This window comes from Staphylococcus edaphicus (genome assembly GCF_002614725.1).
In the GTDB taxonomy this organism is placed as follows: Bacteria; Bacillota; Bacilli; order Staphylococcales; family Staphylococcaceae; genus Staphylococcus; species Staphylococcus edaphicus.
The window spans coordinates 105,643-124,417 of the sequence record NZ_MRZN01000001.1 but is presented as its reverse complement, the minus strand read 5'-3'; the positions used below and the strand labels follow the sequence as shown (position 1 = coordinate 124,417).

At 32.8% G+C, this 18,775-nt stretch carries 17 protein-coding genes, 1 riboswitch and 1 other annotated feature; of the genes, 4 read left to right on the top strand and 13 right to left on the bottom strand.

The window, feature by feature from the left end:
• Positions 1-134 precede the first annotated feature (134 nt).
• Genes BTJ66_RS00860 through BTJ66_RS00850 form a run of 3 tightly spaced genes read right to left on the bottom strand, consistent with a single transcriptional unit; the run spans position 135 to position 2,899 of the window.
• Positions 135-548 carry a YtxH domain-containing protein gene (locus BTJ66_RS00860; protein WP_099089112.1) on the bottom strand — a complete coding sequence of 138 codons (414 nt, stop codon included), beginning with the start codon at positions 546-548 and terminating at the stop codon, positions 135-137.
• Positions 549-566: 18 nt separating this feature from the next.
• On the bottom strand, positions 567-1,265 hold the full coding sequence (locus BTJ66_RS00855; RefSeq protein ID WP_099089111.1) for a pseudouridine synthase: 699 nt from the start codon (positions 1,263-1,265) through the stop codon (positions 567-569).
• On the bottom strand, positions 1,262-2,899 hold the full coding sequence (locus BTJ66_RS00850) for a putative polysaccharide biosynthesis protein (RefSeq protein ID WP_099089110.1): 1,638 nt from the start codon (positions 2,897-2,899) through the stop codon (positions 1,262-1,264). Before BTJ66_RS00850 ends, BTJ66_RS00855 begins: the two co-directional genes overlap by 4 nt.
• 121 nt (positions 2,900-3,020) lie before the next feature.
• On the opposite strand from BTJ66_RS00850, the gene BTJ66_RS00845 reads away from it, so the two are divergent.
• Positions 3,021-4,289: a BaiN/RdsA family NAD(P)/FAD-dependent oxidoreductase gene (locus tag BTJ66_RS00845; RefSeq protein ID WP_099089109.1), complete on the top strand. Its 1,269-nt coding sequence runs from the start codon at positions 3,021-3,023 to the stop codon at positions 4,287-4,289.
• A gap of 328 nt (positions 4,290-4,617) precedes the next feature.
• On the opposite strand, the gene BTJ66_RS00840 is transcribed toward BTJ66_RS00845, so the two are convergent.
• The 3 genes from BTJ66_RS00840 to BTJ66_RS00830 all read right to left on the bottom strand — a co-directional run bounded on the left by BTJ66_RS00840 (position 4,618) and on the right by BTJ66_RS00830 (position 8,926).
• Positions 4,618-4,929: a rhodanese-like domain-containing protein gene (locus BTJ66_RS00840; protein WP_099089108.1), complete on the bottom strand. Its 312-nt coding sequence runs from the start codon at positions 4,927-4,929 to the stop codon at positions 4,618-4,620.
• An 18-nt stretch (positions 4,930-4,947) separates the two neighbouring features.
• Complete coding sequence (leuS, locus tag BTJ66_RS00835) at positions 4,948-7,362, bottom strand: leucine--tRNA ligase (RefSeq protein WP_099089107.1); 2,415 nt, start codon at positions 7,360-7,362, stop codon at positions 4,948-4,950.
• A gap of 50 nt (positions 7,363-7,412) precedes the next feature.
• Positions 7,413-7,605, bottom strand: a binding site (T-box leader).
• 151 nt (positions 7,606-7,756) lie between these two features.
• Positions 7,757-8,926, bottom strand: coding sequence for an MDR family MFS transporter (locus BTJ66_RS00830; RefSeq protein ID WP_099089106.1), 1,170 nt, complete (start codon positions 8,924-8,926; stop codon positions 7,757-7,759).
• A 109-nt stretch (positions 8,927-9,035) separates the two neighbouring features.
• Here BTJ66_RS00830 and mnmL point away from each other — a divergent pair, with 109 nt between their 5' ends.
• Positions 9,036-9,989 (top strand): tRNA modification radical SAM protein MnmL/YtqA, encoded by a 954-nt coding sequence (mnmL, locus tag BTJ66_RS00825; protein WP_099089105.1) that lies wholly within the window; start codon positions 9,036-9,038, stop codon positions 9,987-9,989.
• Positions 9,986-10,546 carry a tRNA 5-(aminomethyl)-2-thiouridylate-methyltransferase MnmM gene (gene mnmM / locus BTJ66_RS00820; protein WP_099089104.1) on the top strand — a complete coding sequence of 187 codons (561 nt, stop codon included), beginning with the start codon at positions 9,986-9,988 and terminating at the stop codon, positions 10,544-10,546. The genes mnmL and mnmM overlap by 4 nt, the downstream gene beginning before the upstream one ends.
• A 390-nt stretch (positions 10,547-10,936) precedes the next feature.
• On the opposite strand, the gene BTJ66_RS00815 is transcribed toward mnmM, so the two are convergent.
• From BTJ66_RS00815 to BTJ66_RS00805, 3 genes are all read right to left on the bottom strand, one after another.
• Positions 10,937-11,338: a transcriptional regulator, SarA/Rot family gene (locus tag BTJ66_RS00815; RefSeq protein ID WP_099089103.1), complete on the bottom strand. Its 402-nt coding sequence runs from the start codon at positions 11,336-11,338 to the stop codon at positions 10,937-10,939.
• A 150-nt stretch (positions 11,339-11,488) separates the two neighbouring features.
• Complete coding sequence (locus BTJ66_RS00810; protein ID WP_099089102.1) at positions 11,489-12,445, bottom strand: L-lactate dehydrogenase; 957 nt, start codon at positions 12,443-12,445, stop codon at positions 11,489-11,491.
• 298 nt (positions 12,446-12,743) lie between these two features.
• Complete coding sequence (locus BTJ66_RS00805; protein ID WP_099089101.1) at positions 12,744-13,568, bottom strand: alpha/beta hydrolase; 825 nt, start codon at positions 13,566-13,568, stop codon at positions 12,744-12,746.
• A 265-nt stretch (positions 13,569-13,833) separates the two neighbouring features.
• Here BTJ66_RS00805 and BTJ66_RS00800 point away from each other — a divergent pair, with 265 nt between their 5' ends.
• Positions 13,834-14,835 carry a proline dehydrogenase family protein gene (locus tag BTJ66_RS00800; RefSeq protein ID WP_099089100.1) on the top strand — a complete coding sequence of 334 codons (1,002 nt, stop codon included), beginning with the start codon at positions 13,834-13,836 and terminating at the stop codon, positions 14,833-14,835.
• A gap of 209 nt (positions 14,836-15,044) precedes the next feature.
• Here BTJ66_RS00800 and ribH read toward each other — a convergent pair whose 3' ends face one another.
• From ribH to ribD, 4 genes are read right to left on the bottom strand one after another with little or no spacing between them, the layout of a single operon-like run.
• The gene (ribH, locus tag BTJ66_RS00795; RefSeq protein WP_099089099.1) at positions 15,045-15,503 is read right to left on the bottom strand and encodes a 6,7-dimethyl-8-ribityllumazine synthase; all 459 of its coding nucleotides are present in this window, start codon (positions 15,501-15,503) and stop codon (positions 15,045-15,047) included.
• Between the two features lie 13 nt (positions 15,504-15,516).
• Positions 15,517-16,698, bottom strand: a complete 1,182-nt coding sequence (gene ribA, locus BTJ66_RS00790; RefSeq protein WP_099089098.1) for a GTP cyclohydrolase II — start codon at positions 16,696-16,698, stop codon at positions 15,517-15,519.
• Between the two features lie 11 nt (positions 16,699-16,709).
• Positions 16,710-17,342, bottom strand: a complete 633-nt coding sequence (locus BTJ66_RS00785) for a riboflavin synthase (RefSeq protein WP_099089097.1) — start codon at positions 17,340-17,342, stop codon at positions 16,710-16,712.
• 6 nt (positions 17,343-17,348) lie between these two features.
• Positions 17,349-18,392 (bottom strand): bifunctional diaminohydroxyphosphoribosylaminopyrimidine deaminase/5-amino-6-(5-phosphoribosylamino)uracil reductase RibD, encoded by a 1,044-nt coding sequence (gene ribD, locus BTJ66_RS00780; protein ID WP_099089096.1) that lies wholly within the window; start codon positions 18,390-18,392, stop codon positions 17,349-17,351.
• A 154-nt stretch (positions 18,393-18,546) separates the two neighbouring features.
• Positions 18,547-18,679, bottom strand: a riboswitch (FMN riboswitch).
• Positions 18,680-18,775 lie beyond the last annotated feature (96 nt).

Genomic DNA, 18,775 nt, shown 5'->3' with positions numbered 1-18,775 from the left:
TGACAAAAAATTAACTGTTATGATTGTTCACAAAACAGTTAAAGCGCTTTCTATTAATAAATCAGTTAACTGTATTAATAGAAAAAACCTAGTTCAAATTTGAACTAGGTTAAAAACTCACGTATAACAACGTCTTATTTATTGTCATTTTTATTACTGTTTTTTTTCAATTCTTCTTCCGTTACAACACGTAGGTTGTTTGAAGGATCAGCTGCACCTTCATCAGTAAATCTTGCTTCATCAATATGTTCTTCTTCTTGTTCCGTAACATTTGAGAAACGATCTTTTTGTTCGTTTATAAAGCCTTTTGGATCCTGTTTCACTTTAGAAGCATAACCTTTTGGATCTTGTTTTACTTCATTATAAGTTTCGCCTGCTTTTGAACTGATTTGACTAGCAATATCTTTCGCATTTTGTTTATAAGATTCGGGATTAGATTTGTACTTACTATACTCATCTTTTAACTTATCTCTATTTTCTTTTTTAGAAAGTACGACTGCGGCAGCCGCTCCCCCTATACCTATGATTGCTTTAAATAATTTTGACATAATATATACACCTCTTCTTTATTTTAATCCTAATAGTTCAAAATCTTGCTGAGTTAAATGACGATATTCTCCTGGTTCCAAAGTAGAATCAAGCTGTAAATCGCCAATGCTCGTACGTTTCAGAGCAGTTACTTCATTGTTTATAGCATGAAACATACGTTTAACTTGATGATAGCGTCCTTCATATATTGTGACAAATGATTTGTTCACTTCATCACCTTGGACTAATTTTGCAGGTTTCGTCAATCCCTCATTTAATTCAATACCCACTTTAAATGCGTTTATATCATTTTTTGTAATATTTTTTTCAGATATTACTTCATACGTTTTAGCTACATGTTTGACTGGACTCATTAATTGGTGATTAAATTGACCATCATTTGTGATTAATAAAAGACCTTCGGTATCTTTATCTAACCGACCAACCGGGAATATATCTAAATATTGATAGTCGTCTATCAAATCAAGAACTGTTTTTTGTTTATTGTCTTCTGTTGCTGAAATATACCCCTTGGGTTTATTTAACATGAGATACACGTAGTCGATATAGTGAATTGGTTGCTCATTCACTTTTACTGTTTCACTTTTGGGATCGACTTGTTTCTTAGGTGATGTTTCAATCTTGTCATCAATTTTAACATGTTTCTTTTTTAAAAGTTGTTTAACTTCCGTTCGAGTTCCTATGCCCATGTTTGATAAGAATTTATCTAATCTCATTTAATAATACCTAATTTACGTCTGATTTTATTTGGAATATCACCTAAAAATTGATCTGCCAGTCTCGTTTTCATAGTTATGCCACCATATATCAGCATGCCGACAATCACACTTATAATTACAATGATTAAAGAGCCAAACTTCGCTTCAGTAGAAATAAATAGTTGTAACACAAAAAATGTTAGTTCTACTGCAATCATCATGACAAAACCATATATGAATATTTTTCCAAAGTGTAGCCAAGTTTCCGCAAAATTAAATTTTGCATACTTTTTAAGAATATAAAAATTACACAATACTGCAAATAATAATGCAATGGCTGTACTTAAAATTGCGCCAGCAGAATGGAACGCTACAATGAGTGGCGTATTCAGTATAATTTTAATAACTACAGCTGCTAAAATTACAAAAACTGTTAATTTTTGTTTATCAATACCTTGTAACATAGATGCTGTGACACTTAATAACGCGATTAATATTGCGACTGGTGCATAATAAAATAACATATGACTGCCATCAATATTATAACTATAGAAAACAGTATACAACGGTAGTGCTAATGCCATTATACCTAAACTTGCTGGAACGGTTATGTACATTAAAACACCAAGTGATGTACGTATTTGTCTATGCATTTCATTCAATTCCCCTGATTCATATGTTTTTGTAATAAATGGAATTAAACTTACTGCAAAACCTGCTGATAAAGATGTCGGTATCATAACAATTTTATTTGTTGTCATATTCAAAATTGAGAAGAAGTAATCATGCAAATTACTTGGTACACCTGCTATATTCAATGCACTGTTATGTGTAAACTGATCCACTAAATTAAATAAAGGAAAGTTTAAGCTTACAATAACGAATGGAATACTGTATGAAATAATTTCTTTATACATTTTTCCATAAGATACATCCATGCCAGTGTGATCAGTGGCAACCATGCGTTCTATGTTAGCTTTTCTCTTTCTCCAGTAATACCATAAGACCAAGATTGCTGCTATTGCACCGATTGCTGCAGCAAATGTTGCAACACCATTCGCTGCAAGTACACTGCCATTAAACACATTTAAAACTAAATAACTACCCACTAATATAAATAAAATACGTGCGATTTGTTCAATAACTTCAGAAACTGCTGTTGGTCCCATTGATTTATAGCCTTGAAATACACCACGCCATGTAGCTAATAATGGTATAAAAATAACAACTATACTTATAATCCTAATTATCCAAGTAATATCGTCAACGGTCCAACTACCTTTAACATCACCTTTATTAGCTAACGTAACAGATGCAATACTTGGCGCTAATAAATAAAGAACAATGAAACCTATAAATCCAGTAAGCGTCATGACTATAAAACTTGATTTATATAATTTTTCACTAATTTTATATGCACCTAATGCATTATATTTTGAAACATATTTCGAGGCTGCTAATGGTACACCTGCAGTTGCAATTGCAATTGCAATATTATAAGGGGTATACGCATAGTTGAAAGGCGCCAAATTTTTCTCTCCACCAATGATGGCGTAAAATGGAATAATATAAATTACACCTAATATCTTAGTAATTAATATACTAAGCGTAATCAAGAAGGTGCCTCTCACTAACTCTTTACTTTCACTCATTCAGATCTTCCTATCTCAAATTAAATTTTACACTCGTAATCTTAATAATAACGTGATAACTACTTTTTTTCAAAACTATATTACTATAAAATAACACTATAAGCTTACGGGAGGCAATAAAATGTATCAAACAATTATAATAGGTGGCGGTCCTAGTGGCCTGATGGCTGCCGCTGCAGCAAGTATCACAAATCATAAAATTTTATTAATAGAAAAGAAAAAAGGTCTTGGTCGCAAATTAAAAATTTCTGGAGGCGGGCGTTGTAATGTTACCAATCGGTTACCTTATGATGAAATTATAAAAAACATTCCAGGTAACGGAAAATTTTTGTATAGCCCCTTTTCAGTTTTCGACAATGAATCAATTATTCAATTTTTCGAAACTAGAGGCGTACATTTAAAGGAAGAAGACCATGGACGTATGTTTCCAGTTTCAAGTAAAGCGCAAGACGTCGTTGATGCGCTTATCAATACCTTACAGCAACATCACGTAGAAGTAAGAGAAGAGTCCACTGTATCATCTATTGAATATACAGAGCAACACACGTTCAAAGTCATGTTAAACGATCAACAACAAGTTGAAAGTCGTAGTTTGATTATAGCTACAGGTGGTACGAGCGTTCCTCAAACAGGTTCGACAGGTGACGGTTATAAATTTGCTAAACAATTAGGACATTCGATTACTGAATTATTCCCTACCGAAGTACCCATTACGTCGGCTGAACCGTTTATTAAGAACAAAAGACTCAAAGGTTTAAGTTTAAAAAATGTTGCCCTCTCAGTATTAAAGAAGAACGGCAAACCGCGTATTACACATCAAATGGATATGCTATTTACTCACTTTGGAGTTAGTGGTCCTGCTGCATTAAGATGCAGTCAATTTGTATACAAAGAACAAAAGCAACGAAAGAAACAAGATATCCAAATGCAGCTTGACGCATTTCCTGAACTTACCAAAGATAAGCTTGAACAAGAGATTAGACGCTTATTAGAAGCGACACCTGATAAATTTGTTAAAAATAGTCTACATGGATTAATTGAAGAACGCTACTTATTATTTTTAATCGAGCAAGCTCAAATCTCTGATGATACAACTGCTCACCATATTTCAAATGCGCAAATTAAACAACTTGTTAATCTATTAAAAGGATTCACTTTCACTGTAAATGGTACGTTATCTATTGAAAAAGCATTTGTTACAGGCGGTGGCGTTTCATTAAAAGAAATTCAACCTAAGACAATGATGTCTAAATTTGTACCAGGTTTATTTCTATGTGGAGAAGTATTAGATATTCATGGCTATACAGGAGGATACAATATTACAAGTGCACTCGTAACCGGTCATGTTGCTGGTTCTAATGCAAGTCATTTTGAAATTGATACAGAATAACTGTAAATAAAATATAAATTACGTTTGCTATTTCACTATACTAAAGAAACAAATATAACATTTTCTTTATCACTAATTTGCAATTAGATAAACATCGTTAAATAATAATATATTAAATTCGGATAAGAACCAAGTTGAGAAGCACGAATCTCAGCTTGGTTCTTATCATATATAATAATACTAAAATAATCACTTCCATGTATTCTAATAGTTATTGTTTAAACACTCTATTTCACAAAATTACACCACAAAAAAAGAACTAATCCATAAGGACTAGTTCTTAAACAATACATTAAAGTGAAATGTCTTTGCTTATTTTATATTCGAATTAAATGCTTTTAATATCTAAACCTTCGTCGCCAAATTCATCCATGCCGCCTTCAACATTCACAGCATTTATACCTTGCTGTTCAAGATATTGAACAACTTGTGCACTTCTACCGCCAACTTTACAGATAATATAATACGTTTCATTATCGTTAAAATAGTTTAAATTTTCCGGAATACTGTCCATAGGAATTGTTTCAGCTCCTGGAATAATTCCCATTGCAGTTTCTTGATCCGTTCTAACATCCACAATATTAACCGGATTAGCGTTTAAAATTTTATTTTTTAATTCATTTACTGTAATAGACTTCATATTTAATTCCCCCTAGTTTTATTTGGCTACAATATTAACAAGTTTTTTTGGAACCGCAATGACTTTTTTAATATCTTTGCCAACTATTTCGGATTTAACGTTTTCATTATCAAGTGCTATTTGTTCCATGTCTTCCTTTGTAATGTCTTTCAATACATTAATTTTAGCACGTACCTTACCATTAACTTGTACAACGATTTCAATCTCGTCATCAACTAATAATGATTCATCATAAGATGGCCAAGGTTGATACGTTATTGTTTCCTCATGTCCTAAACGTGACCACAATTCTTCTGAAATATGCGGAGCAATTGGAGCCAACATTTTAATAAACCCTTCAATGTATGGTTTATAAATTTCTTCTGCTTTATAGCAATCATTAATAAACACCATAAGTTGACTTATTGCAGTGTTAAAGTTTAAAGAATTAAAATCTTCTGTAACTTTTTTCACAGTTTGATGATAACTTTTATCTAAAGTCTTACTATGTTGGTTTACCACTTTGTTTGAAATTGAACCATCTTCTGTAATTAATAAGCGCCAAATTCTATCTAAGAAACGTCTTGAGCCATCTAAGCCATTTTCACTCCATGCAATTGCTGCATCAAGTGGTCCCATAAACATTTCATATAATCGCAACGTGTCAGCACCATGAGATTTCACAATATCATCAGGATTTATTACATTGCCTTTAGATTTACTCATTTTTTCATTACCTTCACCTAATATCATACCTTGGTTAAATAATTTTTGGAAAGGCTCTTTCGTTGGTACGACACCTAAATCGAATAATACTTTATGCCAGAATCTTGCATACAACAAGTGTAATACTGCATGTTCTACACCGCCAATATATAAATCTACTGGTAACCAATGTTTTAATTTTTCAGGATCAGCAAGCATTTGCTCATTATCTGGGTCAATATATCTTAAATAGTACCAACAACTACCTGCCCATTGAGGCATTGTATTAGTTTCACGACGTCCCTTCATACCAGTTGCTTCATCAACCACATTGACAAATTCATCAATATTAGCAAGTGGTGATTCTCCTGTACCTGATGGTTTAATTTCATCAGTTTCTGGTAACAGTAATGGCAATTCATCTTCAGGAACCGTCGTCATTGAACCATCTTCCCAATGAATTACAGGAATAGGTTCACCCCAATATCTTTGTCTACTAAACAACCAATCTCTCAATTTGTAGTTTACTTTTCTAGTACCAGCATGTTTACTTTCTAATAATTCAATCGCTTTTTCAATCGCTGCTTCATTATATAAACCATTCAATTCACCAGAATTGATATGTGGACCATCGCCAGTGTATGCTTCAACGGTTATATCGCCACCTTTAATGACCTCTATGATTGGTAAATCAAAAGTTTTAGCAAATTCATAATCCCGTTGATCACCACTAGGTACAGCCATTACTGCACCAGTACCATAAGTAGATAACACATAATCTGCAATCCAAATTGGCACTTGTTGTCCTGATAATGGATTTGTAGCGTATGCACCAGTAAATACACCTGATTTTTCTTTGGCTAAACCAGTACGTTCTAAGTCAGATTTTTTAGCCGCTTCTTTTTGATAGTCTTCTACTGCTTCTTTATTATCTTTAGTCGTAATCATATTTACCAGTTCATGTTCAGGACTAAGTACTAAGAATGAAGCACCATATATCGTATCTGCACGCGTTGTAAACACATCAATTTGCGCATCGTAATCTTTTACATCAAATGATACTGATGCACCTTCAGAACGACCTATCCAGTTTCGTTGCATATCTTTCAATGATTCTGGCCAGTCTAACTCATCTAAATCTTCTAACAATCTATCTGCATATTCAGTGATTTTTAATACCCACTGTTTCATCGGACGTCTATAAACGGGATGTCCTCCACGTTCTGACACGCCATCAATGACTTCTTCATTTGATAATACAGTTCCTAAAGCTGGACACCAGTTCACTGCTACTTCATCAACATAGGCTAAACCTTTATTATATAATTGTATGAATATCCATTGCGTCCATTTATAGTATTCAGGATCCGTCGTATTCACTTCTCTATCCCAATCATAACTAAAACCAAGTTCTTTAATTTGACGTTTGAAAGTCTGAATGTTTTCTTTAGTAAATGCTCTAGGATCGTTACCTGTATCTAATGCATATTGTTCGGCTGGTAAGCCAAATGCATCCCAACCCATTGGATGCAATACATTATATCCCTGCATACGTTTATAACGTGAAATGATATCTGTAGCAGTATATCCTTCCGGGTGTCCTACATGTAATCCTGCACCTGAAGGATATGGAAACATATCTAAAGCATAAAATTTCTTTTGTCCTAAATTATCACTTGTTTTAAATGTTTTATATGTTTCCCAATAATCCTGCCATTTCTTTTCAATTTCATTATGATTGTAGTTCACTACTTTTCCTCCTATTCAATAAAAAAACACCTCAAACTATTATTGAAAACCAAAGGGACGACTTTCGCCGCGGTACCACCCTATTTCACATTAAATGTGCACTCATTTTAATTTAATAGTAAGAGATGTCATTAATTATCTTTAAGTCCTGGTAAGTTCACTTTAGACTCAGCACTAGGTTCCACCACCCCTAGCTCTCTGCAGATGAGTTATAAAGCTACTACTCCTATACATTACTAATAATATTTGAAATATCAATTTATTTCAAGAGTAAAACCTGATTTAACAGGAATGTACGTTATGGCTAATATATAATTGATTTTACCTATAAATTTACTTTTACATAAATTACAAAGCGAACTGGAGTTCATTTCCAGTTCGCTTTTCATGGCTATTATGTGTCTTTAGATAATTTTTTATCATAAATTTGCAGAAACACTAGTGCTATAATGAGTAATATAATCATACTTAAAAACATCGCTTGCATATTGAACGAATCTACAACGATACCACCAATTAAAGGTCCGAATGCTTTACCTACAGTGGCAGCAGAGTTAACGTATCCTTGGAAAGAGCCTTCTTTCCCTTTAGGTGCTAATTGATTTGCTATTGTTGGCACCGCCGGCCATACAAACATTTCTCCTAAAGTAAGTATAATCATACCTACCATAAAAATTGAAAATTGTTCGGCAAAACTTGTTACGAAAAAAGAAATTATAAATATAACAATCCCAACAAGCATCTGATATTTTAAATTTCCTTTGAGCAATCTAATGACAGGTAATATTAATGGTTGTGCAACTAAAATCATAATGCCATTCACAGTCCACAAAAGACTGTACTGACTCATAGAAATATTAATTTCTTGGGTAAATGAAGCAATCGTACTTTCCCATTGAATATAAGCGACCCAACAAATACTGAACATAATACACAGTAGTGTGAGTGCAATGAATTGCGTCCTATATTCTTTCGATAAAAGACTCATCGCATCCGTATGTTTCACTTTTAAGTCTAATTTAATATTAAACTGTGTAACAGCTACAATGGCAAATGCGACATACATTAATAAATTTGCTATAAAAATATAATTAAAACTTAATTCAGCTACAAAACCACCTGATGCTGCCCCTATTGCTACACCTAAATTTTGTGCTAAATAAATTGCGTTGAACGTTTGGCGCCCGCCTTGTGGCCAAACAGCTCCTGCCAATGCATAAATAGCAGGAACTATCATTCCCCCACCAAAGCCTAATGCTACGAGCCATATTGCATACCAAGGCCATCCATGAAAGAAATTGAGCAGTGTCGTACTCATCATACAAATCACTGTCCCAATCATAATGGTTTTATAGCCACCTAATTTATCAAATAAATTTCCTCCTAATAAATTACCGATGACCATACCAAATGAATTAATCATTAATACTAACCCTGCAATTGTTAGACTTTTATCCAATTGTTCATTCATATATATTGTATTTAATGGCCATAAGAAACTTGAGCCTGTGATATTTAATGCCATACCAATAACTAGCCACCACACTGATTTAGGCATATTCATAACATTAAGCTCCTTTCTAAATTAAAATTTCTTATTTTACTCTAAACACTATATCATTAAAATATGTTAAAATCTTTAACTAGAATGAATTTAGAAAGGAAAATGTTATATGGGACAATTTTTCCCTTACGCATTCGAAAATAAAAGGTATCACACATGGAATTATCATTTAAAAAATAAATTTGGACAAAAGATATTTAAAGTAGCTATTGATGGTGGCTTCGATTGTCCAAACAGAGATGGCACTGTTGCACATGGTGGTTGTACATTCTGTTCAGCAGCAGGTAGTGGTGACTTTGCGGGTGACCGCGTTGATCCAATCGATGTACAATTTAAAGAAATAAAAGATAGAATGCATGAAAAATGGCATGATGGTCAATACATTGCCTATTTCCAAGCATTCACCAACACACATGCACCTGTAGAAGTATTACGTGAAAAATATGAAACGGCACTAAAAGAGCCAGGTGTTGTTGGGTTATCTATAGGCACACGTCCAGACTGTTTGCCAGATGACGTCGTCGAATATTTAGCTGAATTAAATGAACGTACTTATTTATGGGTTGAATTAGGACTACAAACTATACATCAAGAAACATCTGATTTAATCAATCGTGCACACGACATGAAAACATATTATGAAGGAATTGCTAAACTACGTAAGCATAATATTAATATTTGTACGCATATCATCAATGGGTTACCTGGTGAAGATTATAATATGATGATGGAAACTGCACGAGAAGTCGCTCAAATGGATGTGCAAGGTATAAAAATACACTTATTACATCTATTAAAAGGTACGCCAATGGTTAAACAATATGATAAAGGCTTACTTGAATTTATGTCACAGGATGAATATACTAAATTAGTATGTGATCAGTTAGAAATCATTCCACAAGAAATGATTGTCCATAGAATTACTGGAGATGGACCTATAGATTTAATGGTTGGACCAATGTGGAGCGTCAATAAGTGGGAAGTACTCAATGAAATAGATGATGAGCTAGCACGTAGAGAATCTTACCAAGGCAAATATTTTGAAAGTAAAGTTAAATCATGAAATTAGAACGTATACTTCCTTTTGCCAGATCGTTAATTCAACAACACACAACAAATGAAAGTATCGTTATCGATGCTACTTGCGGCAACGGAAATGACACATATTTCCTTGCTCAACAAATTCCAAATGGAAAAATATATGCCTTTGATATTCAAGAAGCAGCCATCGAACAGACCCAATTAAAAACCAAAGACTTCAATCATATTTCAATCATTCAAGATAGTCATGAACGTATAAAATCCTATATACCTACTGACCAACACGGAAATATTGATGCCGCCATTTTCAATTTAGGATATTTGCCTAAAGGTGATAAAACAATTGTTACTCAAGCTGACAGTACAATTCATGCCATTGATGCAATTTTTGATATATTATCACCAGAAGGTATTATCATTCTTGTTATTTATCATGGACATGATGAAGGTAAAATTGAGCGGGACTCAATACTAGAACATTTACAAAATTTTGACCAAAATAAAGCACATATTTTAAAGTATCAATTTATTAATCAGCAAAATAATCCACCTTTTATCTGTGCTATAGAAAAGAGATAATTTATAAATTTTTCAAATAAGCCCATGACATTGAGTCACTGGGCTTATTTAAACTTGTCGACAAACTTTCAGATTTTATGTGTCGTTTTTTTAAGCGTACTTTCCACGAGCATTAGCTAGTAGGATTTCTGGTGGCGTCTAGCAACAATAACTAACATTATTCATAAACATGTAGCTACTGTAAATGCTTCGATATTACACAAAAAATTCTATAATTATAAAGTTAAAATCCAGGTGTATGTTAGCAACCGTAATTGCAATTGATTCGGGATATAAAATGACATTTATATTTGCCGACATTTGAAATATAAAAAAGCTGCCAACAAAGTATTGAAACCTCATTAGCAGCTTGAACCGTCGTGTAACAAACACTGTTGGTTCCATAATTCACTAAATATTTAAGATAGATTTAAGACTGTTTTGAATTGTAGAAGCTTTGACATCAATTTCTTCTTTAAAAAAGTTTAAAAGACTTTCCCTTTGGTCCTTTAAATCTTCATTAAAATGGATAATAACTGTACGTTCATCATTCTGTGGTCTTTCTTTAATAATCCATGCTTTTTCAACTAAATCATTATATGTTCTAGTACGTTTATAAGATTTAATGTGTACAAAGTCATCCATTTCTTTTAATGTCATTGACCCTTCTTTCCAAAGCGTTAGAAGAATTAAAATTTCCTCTTTGGACATTTTGTATTGCTTTTGAACTTTGCCAAAGATATCTTCAATATCTTTTAACACTGACTCTAATTGCAAAACACCATCCACTTTTTCAGTAAATGCCTTCCCCATAGCGTAATCCCCCAATCATAGTATAAAGTTTAAACATGTAAAATTAATTAAAAAAATTCATCACTCAATGTTAAATAAATTCTACACTGAATAAATATTAGAATTTTTAATAAAATTAATCTTATATACAGTTTAAAATTAAACTATGAATTATGCAATTAAATGAGATATTTTATTTTGCATTTCTTGCAAAATATTTACAGAATTGTTAAATAATTTTTTCTCTTCTTCGCTTAATGGGATTTCAAATACTTGTACGGCACCTTGTCTGTTGATTTTTGTTGGAACGCCGATATATACACCTTTTTGTCCATATTCGCCTTCTAAATAACTTGACACCGTTAGCACTACATTTTGGTTATTTAATATTGCTTTTGTAATATGAACTAATCCCATAGCGATACCATAATATGTGGCACCTTTTGCTTGAATGATGTCATATGCTGCATCCCGAGTATTTATAAATATTTCTTCAATTCTATGTTGCTTTTCAGGATTATCTTTTAATAATTGATATAACGGTTGACCTGCAATATTCGCTTGAGACCAAACTGCTAATTCTGAATCTCCGTGTTCCCCAATGATTTGACCGTGAACACTTCTATCGGAAACACCAAATTCTTCAGCCAATTCATATTTAAAGCGAGCTGTGTCTAAAATTGTTCCTGAACCAATTACTTTTTCTTTAGGTAATCCAGATACTTGTTGAGTTACATAAGTTAGTACATCCACAGGATTTGTAGCAACTAAAAATATGCCATTAAATCCTGATTCCATAACTTCTGAAACGATTGATTTAAATATTTTCGTATTTTTTTCAATTAAGTCTAATCTTGTCTCGCCTGGTTTTTGAGCTGCTCCAGCTGTTATCACTACTAAATCAGCATTATGGCAATCTTTATATGAACCAGCTTTAACTTTAACAGGTGAACCACCATAAGGTGCTGCATGGTTTAAATCCATAACATCACCTTTTACTTTAGCTTCATCTAAATCTATAATTATCAGTTCATCTGCCACGCCTTGAGCAACTAGCGCAAATGCATAACTTGAACCAACAGCGCCATCACCGATTAAAACAACTTTATTACCTTTTATATATTCCATCATTGAACGCTCCTCACATTAATAATTTATCTTGTTAATATTGTGATTTATTTCACAAGTACAATATATCAATCTTTTTTGATATTTGCAATAGTTATTTGTAACGCACTATATAAAATTTTGTTCTATAGTAATCCTTTTATTAAATAACTATAAAAAGCGGTGAAATCTTATTCAATGATGTAACTGAATAAGATTTCACCGCTTATACCTATCAATCGTTCCTAGAAATATTGTTAAGTTAAATTTATGTAACACTATAAAGCTACTAAAACCACAGTATACTGCACGTTAAATACTATGAAACTTCATTTTCATCATGCACAATAAACCCATTATTGCTTGCGCTATTGTTTAAAAAGGCTAAAATATAGCGCATTACTTCATCACGTTCAGGTTCATTATGAATTTCATGATATAAACCTTTCCACGCCTTGAAATAAAGTTCTTCCGTAATTATTTTTTCTTTGATTAAATTCATTGCACTAATATCTGCGACTTTATCCTCTGTACCGTACATTAATAATAATGGCAATGATTTCACATCTTTCAAGTGATTAACAGTTTCTTTCATAATCTCAATGATTTGTTTATACCAGTGGTATGTTACTTTACTTAACATTAATTGATCTTTATTAGTTTCTTCTATGACTTCGTCATTTCTTGTTAAGTCTTCAACGGTTATACCCACTTTAAATCTAGTATCTTTGGCCATTTTTCCTATATTCGATATAATTTTATCTTTTCTGGACTTATTAGTTTTCTTAAATTCTAATAGTGGCGATAGTAACATCAAACCTTCAATCGGCACATCTACTTTTTCCAATAAATTTAAGGTAATCAAACCTCCAAGGCCTACGCCTAAGACATAGGTTGGTATTTTATATTCATTTGCAATTCTGATCCACTCAAGTATATGTTCATGATAAACATCGAAATTTTCAATTTGCCCTTTATTTGAACGTGATGTTTGACCTTGGCCTGGCAAATCCCCCATGATAACATGATATCCATTTCGGCGAAGCATCGTAATCACATATGCATATCTTCCTGTGTGTTCAAGCATGTTATGTGCAATTACAACGACACCTTTAGCTTCATTTTCGGTTTCCCATTTCCACATAATCCATACTTCCCCTTCTACTTTATATTCATTACGCTCATTGTATCAAAATACGCTATCCTTTTTCCATTTTAAACATATTAATTGTGTATAAAAACTAAATTTATTTACCACAATCATTTCCATTTTCTGTTCAATACATATCAGAAGAGTGTATTTTATAATTTAAAGTGTAATATATTTTATTGTAAACGATTTCATTACTATTAGATTCATGCTACACTATTATAGAAACATAGCTATAAGCGGAATAGGAGGAATTAATATGCCAATTGTGAAAGATTTTTTTATCGGATTATCAAATAATTCGTTTCTTAATAAGACTGCCAAGGAAATTGGCCCAATGTTCGGTGCTAATAAAGTCGTTGCAGGTAATACGATTAAGTCCTTGCTAGACACAATTGAACGTTTAAACAACAAGGGGATCACTGTCACAGTGGATTGTCTTGGAGAATTTGTTGTAACTGAGGGTGAAGCAATTCAAGCAAAAGATCAAATTTTAGAAGTGATGTATGCTATTTATAATCATAACCTAGATGGACACATGTCAGTTAAAATAAGTCAGCTAGGATCAGAATTTGATATAGACCTTGCTTACCGTAACTTGCGTGAAATATTATTGAAAGCTACTGAATTTGATAATATGCATATTAATATCGATACTGAAAAATATGATAGCTTATTTGATATAACTCAAGTATTGGATCGATTAAAGGGAGAATTCAAAAATGTAGGTACTGTCATTCAAGCATATTTATATAAAGCAGATGCACTAATCGATAAATATCCAGAACTAAGACTTCGTATGGTAAAAGGTGCATATAAAGAAAATAATGTTATCGCCTATCAAACAAAAGAAGAAATTGACGAAAACTACATACGCTTAATTGAAAAAAGATTGTTGAATGCAAAAAATGTGACCTCTATTGCCACACATGATGACTACATTATTACGCAAATTAAACAATTTATTAAAAATAATAAAATTGATAAGGATAGATATGAATTTCAAATGTTGTATGGTTTCCGTTCTGACTTAGCTGAGCAACTTGCACGTGAAGGAAATAATTTCTGTATTTATGTTCCTTATGGTGACGATTGGTTCAGTTACTTTATGAGAAGATTAGCCGAAAGACCTCAAAATTTAAATTTGATGTTTAAGGAAGTTTTAAAACCAGATGTTCTTAAAAAGGCTGGAGTTATTACTGGTGTATTCACTGGTGTGATAACTGCAGGATTGCTACTATATCGTAAACTAAAGAATTAGTCGATTCAGAATTCACTATATAAGACACTGAGTGATAAGTAATTTCTTTTATTAATACATTACGTTGGGCTTATGATTGGTCAAAAATGATTTTTTTAAAAGCCTTGAATAAGCTTATTCCAATGCTCACAACAATTAAGAGGGAGCCAAAGACTTAAAGTCTCTGGCTCCCTCTTTTGAAAATTATTTTTTAGTAATCTAGTCTGACGTTATATCTCTCTTAATAAATTAGCCATTTCTATAGCACTAACTGCTGCTTCTGAACCTTTATTACCTGCTTTTGTACCAGCACGCTCAACCGCTTGTTCAATATTTTCAGTTGTTAGAATGCCAAATATAACTGGTGTGTCCGTAACATCATTGGCTTTTGAAACGCCTTTTGCTACCTCGTTACAAACATAATCGTAGTGAGAAGTCGAACCTCTAATAACACATCCTAAAGTAATGACAGCATCATAATCTTCTTTTTTAGCCAATTTTTTTGCTACTAAAGGAATCTCAAATGCGCCAGGAACATATGCAACATCAATATTCTCTTCAGCTACTTCATGTCTAATCAAAGTATCCTTCGCACCATCTAATAAGCGGTTTGTAATGAAGTCATTAAACCTACTTACTACAATTGCAATTCTTAAGTCTGAACCTATTAATTTACCTTCAAAATTCATTTTAAATTACCTCCTATATTAAGTGACCCATTTTTTCTTTTTTTGTATCCATATAATCTTGATTGTATGGGTTAGTTGGAACTACGAGCTCAATTCGGGTAGAAATATGAATCCCATATGTTTCTAAACTTTCAAATTTTTTAGGATTATTACTTAATAAATTAACGCTTTCAACACCAAAATATTTTAATATTTGTGCTGCTTGTTGATAATCCCTTAAATCTTCTTCGAAGCCTAATGCAATATTTGCTGAAACTGTATCATATCCTTGCTCAATCAACTCATATGCTTTCAGTTTATTGATTAATCCAATACCTCTGCCTTCTTGAGGTAAATATAATATTATGCCACCATGTTCTGAAATATATTTCATTGATGCTGACAGCTGTTCACCACAGTCACAGCGTTGGCTATGGAAAATATCGCCGGTCAAACATGCTGAATGGATGCGTACATTTTCTGTTTTTTTAATATCACCATTAGCAATGACTACAATTTCTTCATTTCTATTTTCTGTGGTAAATCCATACATATCAAAGTCGCCATATTCAGTAGGCATCTTAACTTTCGCCTTTGCTTCTATTATTGAACTTGAAGATTTACGATATGCTTCCAAATCTTCAATGGAAATCATAACTAGCTCATGAGCTTCTTTAAATGCTTCTAACGATTCACCTTTTGCCATAGTCCCATCTTCATTCATAATTTCACAAATTAATGCTGCAGGCTTGGCGCCAGTTAGTTTAGCTAAATCTACAGAGGCTTCTGTATGACCACGTCTTGCTAACACCCCATTATCTTGTGCAATTAAAGGGAAAAGATGACCTGGTCTGTTAAAGTCTGTATCTTTTGATTGTGCATCTATCAACGCTCTAGCAGTTAACGTTCTTTCACCTGCACTGATACCAGTTGTCGTTTGAATATGGTCAACACTTACTGTAAATTGTGTACCATAAACATCCGAATTATTTGTCACCATGGGATTAAGATTCAATTTTTCAGCGATTCCTTTACTAATAGGTGCACAAATTAAACCTTTTCCATATGTTGCCATAAAATTAACTGTATTGTCGTTCATCCATTCTGTAACAGCTACTAAATCGCCTTCATTTTCTCTATTTTCATCATCTACCACAATGATACTATCGCCATTTTTAAGTGCTTCAAGCGCTGTATCAATACTATCTAATTGCATATTAGCCCTCCTTAAAATCCAAATGCTTTAAGCTTATCTGATGTTAATTCAGTCTCGTCATTTTTTATAATTTTCTCCACGTATTTAAATAACATATCCGTTTCTAAATGAACTGGATCTCCAACACGTTTTAGATTTAGTATTGTCGACTTTCTCGTCTCAGGAATAAGATGTATATCGAACTCTGAATTTTTCAATTGGAATATCGTTAAACTCACACCATCAACTGTTATTGATCCTTGACTAACCATTTGCTTAATTAGTTTCATTGATGGTTGAATAGTCACTATTTTTGAATTATCGGAAGATTGGATACGTGTTATTTTTGCTACTTCATCCACATGGCCAAGTACAAAATGACCTCCAAAGCGTCCTTGACCACTCATTGCTCTTTCTAAATTAACTTCCGCAGATTGGCTTAATTGATTTAAATACGTTTTATTTTCAGTTCCTTTTATAACTTGCACTGAAAAGCTATGTTCATCATATGCTACCACTGTTAAACATGCCCCATTAACACTAATTGAATCGCCTAAATGCATATCTGATAAAATGCTTTGACATTCAATATTCAAGTTAACTACAGACTGTTGTGTTGATATTTTTTTTATTGTACCTATTTCCTCAACAATTCCAGTAAACATGTTTAATCACTTCTTTCGTAATTCTAATTTAATATTTTGCTCAAGCATTTGAGAATTAACAATTTCAAATTGAGGTACCTCAGACAAATCAAAAATATGATCCGTATGGAAAAATTGATAATCGCCTGAACCACCTATTATTTTCGGGGCGTAATATATAACTAGTTCGTTTGTATAATTAGATAGGAGAAATTCAGATGTAATTGTTGGTCCTGCTTCTACTAACAATCTTCCGATTCCTTTTTGATATAAATCTTTCACAATATTTTCAATCGAACAATTTTCAAGATGTATTATTTTAACTTGTTCAATGTTTGATGATAATTTTTCATTTTGTGTATAAATCCAAATGGGCGTATTAGTATTTTTAAAGATATCTAAATCAAAATTTAAGTTTCCACTGTTAGCTAATATCACTTTAATTGGATTTTTTCCTTCTTCAATTCGCGTTGTATATTGTGGATTATCGGCATTTAATGTACCACTTCCAGTAAGTACCGCGTCATGTTGATGTCGTAATTGAAATACATCTTTTTTCACAGCTTTATTCGTAATCCATTTGCTTTTTCCCGCATCAGTTGCCTGTTTCCCGTCTAAACTACAAGCCACTTTGACGGAAACGATTGGCACGGATTGCCTTTTGGTAATAAAAAAGTATTTATATAATTCTTCCGCATCCGGTTGGTGTCGAAATTCAACACGTATACCTGCTTGCTGTAAGATTTCATCACCGTTTGAAGGTAATGTTGTATCCTTAACAGCATAAATAACCGTTTCAATACCTGCATCGATAATTTTATTGACACAAGGCGGGGTTGAACCAAAATGTGTACACGGCTCTAACGAAATATATATTGTTCCGCCTTTTGCATGTTCTTGTGCCATATCCAATGCTTGTACTTCAGCATGTTTATCGCCCTTTTTTAAATGTGCGCCAATACCCACGATACGGCCATCATTTACCACTACAGCACCAACTGGAGGATTTTTACCTGTTTGTCCTTCAACCATTTTTGCGAGTTGTATAGCATAATTTAAATATTGACTCATCTCATCACCTCTATATAATAAAAAAACACCTGAAAATTATTTCAGGTGTGGGATATATTGATATAACGTTATTAGCAGAATTAAACACACTTATCCAAATTTTTAAAATAAGGGTATGCCAAATAAACACTTAAAAGTGTCATTTTGTTATACTTCATTCTTTCTCCCATCCAGACTTTACTGTCGGCTCTAGAATCTCACTAGATCAGCCACATTTAAAATATAAATGCAGGTCGCAGGCTTAATTTACTGCCGGTTGGGAATTTCACCCTGCCCCGAAAGAATATTTATGAAATTGTTATTTGATGATTGAGTCATGTAACTGAAATTTAGTTACAAAATCATCGTACTACATTTTTAATGAAATGACAATTCTTATTATC

Bases quoted from the DNA above. Each gene is read 5' to 3' on its own strand.
- BTJ66_RS00860 (WP_099089112.1), bottom strand. From the start codon at position 548: ATGTCAAAATTATTTAAAGCAATCATAGGTATAGGGGGAGCGGCTGCC.
- BTJ66_RS00855 (WP_099089111.1), bottom strand. From the start codon at position 1,265: ATGAGATTAGATAAATTCTTATCAAACATGGGCATAGGAACTCGAACG.
- BTJ66_RS00850 (WP_099089110.1), bottom strand. From the start codon at position 2,899: ATGAGTGAAAGTAAAGAGTTAGTGAGAGGCACCTTCTTGATTACGCTT.
- BTJ66_RS00845 (WP_099089109.1), top strand. From the start codon at position 3,021: ATGTATCAAACAATTATAATAGGTGGCGGTCCTAGTGGCCTGATGGCT.
- BTJ66_RS00840 (WP_099089108.1), bottom strand. From the start codon at position 4,929: ATGAAGTCTATTACAGTAAATGAATTAAAAAATAAAATTTTAAACGCT.
- BTJ66_RS00830 (WP_099089106.1), bottom strand. From the start codon at position 8,926: ATGAATATGCCTAAATCAGTGTGGTGGCTAGTTATTGGTATGGCATTA.
- mnmL (WP_099089105.1), top strand. From the start codon at position 9,036: ATGGGACAATTTTTCCCTTACGCATTCGAAAATAAAAGGTATCACACA.
- mnmM (WP_099089104.1), top strand. From the start codon at position 9,986: ATGAAATTAGAACGTATACTTCCTTTTGCCAGATCGTTAATTCAACAA.
- BTJ66_RS00815 (WP_099089103.1), bottom strand. From the start codon at position 11,338: ATGGGGAAGGCATTTACTGAAAAAGTGGATGGTGTTTTGCAATTAGAG.
- BTJ66_RS00810 (WP_099089102.1), bottom strand. From the start codon at position 12,445: ATGGAATATATAAAAGGTAATAAAGTTGTTTTAATCGGTGATGGCGCT.
- BTJ66_RS00805 (WP_099089101.1), bottom strand. From the start codon at position 13,568: ATGTGGAAATGGGAAACCGAAAATGAAGCTAAAGGTGTCGTTGTAATT.
- BTJ66_RS00800 (WP_099089100.1), top strand. From the start codon at position 13,834: ATGCCAATTGTGAAAGATTTTTTTATCGGATTATCAAATAATTCGTTT.
- ribH (WP_099089099.1), bottom strand. From the start codon at position 15,503: ATGAATTTTGAAGGTAAATTAATAGGTTCAGACTTAAGAATTGCAATT.
- ribA (WP_099089098.1), bottom strand. From the start codon at position 16,698: ATGCAATTAGATAGTATTGATACAGCGCTTGAAGCACTTAAAAATGGC.
- BTJ66_RS00785 (WP_099089097.1), bottom strand. From the start codon at position 17,342: ATGTTTACTGGAATTGTTGAGGAAATAGGTACAATAAAAAAAATATCA.
- ribD (WP_099089096.1), bottom strand. From the start codon at position 18,392: ATGAGTCAATATTTAAATTATGCTATACAACTCGCAAAAATGGTTGAA.